Source organism: Rhodovulum sp. PH10 (genome assembly GCF_000293785.1).
GTDB lineage: Bacteria > Pseudomonadota > Alphaproteobacteria > Rhizobiales > Xanthobacteraceae > Rhodoplanes.
Window position 1 is genome coordinate 1 of sequence record NZ_AKZI01000215.1, and the last position, 4319, is coordinate 4319.

Annotated in this window: 3 protein-coding genes; 1 reads left to right on the top strand and 2 read right to left on the bottom strand. The window is 70.6% G+C overall.

Annotation, left to right across the window (positions count from 1 at the left end; genetic code table 11):
* Positions 1-58: 58 nt before the first annotated feature.
* Together gloB and malQ are read right to left on the bottom strand one after the other, a co-directional pair.
* A complete protein-coding gene (gloB, locus tag A33M_RS21585) occupies positions 59-826 on the bottom strand; it encodes a hydroxyacylglutathione hydrolase (RefSeq protein ID WP_040622547.1) in 768 nt (255 codons plus the stop codon).
* Positions 827-951: 125 nt separating this feature from the next.
* A complete protein-coding gene (malQ, locus tag A33M_RS21590; RefSeq protein WP_008392041.1) occupies positions 952-2946 on the bottom strand; it encodes a 4-alpha-glucanotransferase in 1995 nt (664 codons plus the stop codon).
* 862 nt (positions 2947-3808) lie between these two features.
* On the opposite strand from malQ, the gene A33M_RS21595 reads away from it, so the two are divergent.
* Positions 3809-4319: maltotransferase domain-containing protein (locus tag A33M_RS21595; RefSeq protein WP_040622550.1), on the top strand; the 511-nt coding region annotated here is incomplete at its 3' end.

Consider the following 4319-nt stretch of genomic DNA (forward strand, 5'->3'; position numbering starts at 1 on the left):
AAGCGGCTCCGGCGCAGCCCCGTCGGAGTTCCCAAACGGGCTCTGACCCGCACCCGAACTAAAACCGGTTCTTGCGCTCGCGCACCTCGGCAAACACTTGGGCGGCGGGCTTACCGCTCATCTTCACCGCGGTCGCGACCACCGGCACGTCGGCGCGCAGGAACGGATTGGCCCGCTTCTCCTCGCCGATCGTCACCGGAATGGTCGGCCGGCCGGCGGCGACTTGCTTCTCGGCCTCGGCGGCGCGCTGCTTCAGCGCCGGATTGTCCGGCTCGATCGTCAGCGCGAAGCGGATGTTGGACAGCGTGTACTCGTGCCCGCAGAAGATCTTCGTGTCGTCCGGCAGGTCGCGCAGCTTCACCAGCGAGGCCCACATCGTCTCGGGCGTGCCCTCGATCACCCGGCCGCAGCCGATCGAAAAGAGCGTGTCGCCGACGAAGGCGATCTTCTCGTCGGAAAACCAGTAGGCGATGTGCCCGGCGGTGTGGCCGGGCGTCTCCAACACCTTTGCCGTCAGCGAGCCGACCGTCACGGTGTCGCCCTCGACCACGGTCGCGTCGACCGCCGGGATCGGCTGCGTCTCCTTGCGCGGGGCGACGACCTTGCAGCCGTGCCGCGCCTTCAGCTCGGCGACGCCGCCGGTGTGGTCGCCGTGGTGATGGGTGATCAGGATGTCGGTGAGCGTCCAGCCGGTCGATTTCAGCGCCTCGTCGACCGCCCACGCCTCGGGCGCGTCGATTGCGGCGGTGGCGCCGGTCGCCGGATCGTGGATCAGGACGCCGTAATTGTCGGACAGGCAAGTGAACAGATGCGTTTGTGCGGCCATGGCTTCCATCGTTCGGTTCGCTCGCCCGTCGACCTAGGACGATCGGGCGGGTTGCGCAACGCTTCGGACCGGTCGCACCGTGCGGTGCCCGTGGTCTTCGATGCCGTGGTCTCTCGGTCGCCGGCTCACAGCCGGCGGGACACGGCCCGGCCCTCCTCGCGGAGAACGGTGCCGATCTCGTCGAGCCGGTGGTCGCCGGCGATGTCCTCGATCGCGATCGGCAGCTTCTGCCGCCAGTTCGGGTGCTCGTTGATGGTGCCGGGCACGTTCGGCTGGTCCTCGACCTGGAAGACGTCCTCGGCGGCGATCACCAGGAGCCGGCTCGGCGTGCGGGCGAGGAAGCGGGCGATGCCCTGGAACGACACGTGGTCGACCCCGGCGTCGCGCTTCAGCGCCTCGCTGACCTTTTCGCGGGCGGTCTGGCGCTCGGCGACGGTCTCGCCCGGGTCGATGCCGAGCCCGTGCTTGACGTCGAGGTCGTGGCCCGACAGCCAGCCGGTGAAGGTCGGCAGGTCGTGGGTGGCGAACGACACCAGAGCCTGCGGCGGATAGGTGCCGGGCGCGCAGAACGAGCCGTCGCCGTTCCAGTTGCGCTCGAACAGCATCACCCGGTACGACCAGATGTTCCAGTCGGCGAGCGTCTCGCGGAATCCTTCGGGCACGGTGCCCAAATCCTCGCCGACCACGACGCAGTGCTGGGCGTTGCTCTCCTGCGCGACCACCGCGAGCATCGCCTGCAGCGGAAAGCGCACATAGGTCCCCTGATCGGGCTTGAAGCCCTGCGGCACCATGTAGAGCCGGTTGAAGCCGAGCACGTGGTCGAGCCGGATCGCGCCGGCGTGCCGCATCACCGCGCGCAACGTCTCGCGCAGCAGCGCGAAATCGGTCGAGATCAGGACGCGCGGATTGAACGAGGCGAGGCCCCAGTCCTGCCCGGCGGTGTTGAGGAGATCGGGCGGCGCGCCGGCGGAGAGCTCGCGCACATAGGCGCCCTGCGCGGCCCACACGTCGGCGGAGTCGGCGGCGACGCCGACCGCGACGTCGAGATAGAGGCCGATCGGCATGCCGGCGGCCCGCGCCGCCTCGGCGCAGGCGGCGAGCTGGCGGTCGGCGACCCACTGCAGGAAGGCGTGAAACTCGATCTCGGCGGCGGCGCTCTGGCGCAGGGTCGCGACCATCTGCGGCGACGGCTTGCGCCACTCCTCCGGCCACTCCCACCACGGTCCGCCGTGGCGGGCGCGCAGCACCAGGAAGGCGGCGTAGCGCGCCAGCCACTGGCCGCGATCGGCCTTGAAGGCGGCGAAGTCGTCGCGCCGCGCCTTCTTGGCCCGCTTGCGGAAGGCGTCGAAGGCGAGCCGCAAGCCCTTCAGCTTGGCGGCGATGACGCCGGCATAATCGACCTGCGGCGTCTCGCGCAGGCGCGAAACCTCCTCGGCGAGACCGGCCGCCTCGAGGCCGGGAAATTCCGGGATCGCCTCGACGTCGATATAGAGCACGTTGAGGAAGAGCCGGCTGGTCGGCGAATAGGGGCTGATCGCGTTCGGATCGTCGAGGGTGATCGCGTGCAGCGGGTTGAGCGCGATGCCGGCGGCCCCGCGTGCGGAGGCGATCCCGACCAGCGTCTTCAGGTCGCCGAAGTCGCCGATCCCCCAGTTGCGGCGCGAGCGCACGCCGTAGAGCTGGACCGCGAAGGTCCACACCCGTCCGTTCTGGTCGAACACCTCGGGCTGCCACGCCCGTTCCGGGGCGACCAGCAGCGGATCGGTGCGGCTCTCGCCGTTCGGGCCGTCGATCCGCAGGCGATAGGAGCCGACGGCAAGCCCCGGCACGACCACCGCGCCGTGCTCGCAGCCGCCCTGCGCCACCTCGTGGTCGGCGCCGTCGAGGATGCGCCAGCCGTCGCCGTCGCCGCACAGGCCGTCGAGCCGGCCGTCCCGGCCGACCCGCACCACCCGCACGGTCGGGTCGTGGCCCGGCGGCGGGCCGCTGCGGGCCAGCACGTCGACCACCGCGTCGACCGCCTCTTCGCTCGGCACGCGGTGCTCGCCGCGCGCGTCCCAATACGCCGTCTCGACGCCGAAATCCTCGGCCCGACGATTCAGCTCGCCTTCGGTCACCATGGGGGTGCTTTTCGTCTCGTATGCGTGCGCGGACTGTGCCGTGTGTCGATGTGAAACGTGTGTCTACGCGTCGTGTGCCGGAATGTCTGCCGCCGATGTGCCTGCCGATGTGCCTGCTGCCGGTGGTCCTGCCGATCCGTCGCATGAACGTCGCCCGCCGAGCGCCGCCGGCACACCGAAAACTCGGTCGCCGCGCGGATCGTCCCGACAGCGATGCGCGCGCGATCTGCGAACCATAATCGTGCGGCCGACCCGTGCAAGGCCCCGGTCGCGCGGCGCTCCGCCACATTCACCTCCCGCGGGAGGGGCCGCACGACGACCGCATGCTCGCGGCACGGTCACGCGGGAGGGCCGCGAATCGGCGATCATCGCGCCCGCGCCCGGGGGCTGGGTCGGTCGGCCGAGCGGGCGGCCGCGACGTGGGTGACGACAGAGGGAGCAGGGGAGAGCGCGTGCATCACCGGCATCGAGACAAACGGAACGAACGGAACGAACGGAACGAACGGGACGAACGGAAAGGGACGGCGCCGCTCCGGCGCCTGCCGAGAGAAAATTCGCGGCCGCGGTCGGGGTGCGAGTCCCGCACGTGCCGAATGCACCCGTGCGAATCGCGGGTCCTTGCGGTGCCGTCCGCAACATGCCTCGAACACGTCCTCCCCGCGGTGACGGCCGGATCGATGGCGGGTGCACCTTCGCCGTGGTGCCGAAACAACCGCACCGTCCGCACCGGGTTCCCTTCTCCTGCCGCATTGTCGGGGTTCCACGATGGAACCCGAACCGGGCTCGGACGTTTGTCCCGGCCGGTGGGGCACTCCAGCAGTCGCCGTATCTCTTTCGTTCAGTCGGACACGATCGCTCGCTCATGACGCATGATCCGCGCCTTTCGTCGGCGATCGACGCCGCCCCGCTCGATTCCGACGCCTATGCCCGCCGGTTCGTCATCGAGGACGTCTTCCCGACATTGGAGGGCGGCCGCTGGCCGGTGAAGCGGATCGTCGGCGAGCCGATCGACGTGTGGGCGGACATCTTCCGCGACGGCCACGAGGTGCTCGCCGCGGCGCTGCGCTGGCGGCGCGAGGGCGAGCGCGGCTGGTGGACGGCGCCGATCGTGCCGGTGGAGAACGATCGCTGGCGCGGCACCTTCGTGCCGATCGAGCTGGGGCGCCACGTGTTCGCGATCGAGGCGTGGACCTCGGCCTTCCTCACCTGGCGCCGCGACACATTCGCCAAGCAGAAGGCGGGCGTCGACATCACGCTCGATCTTCGCGAGGGCCGCGAGCTGATCGCCGCTGCGGTGGCGCGGGCGGGCGACGCGGCCGGGCGCCTGCAGGCGGCGCTCAACATGTTCGAGGCGACCGGCGAGGCGGGCACGC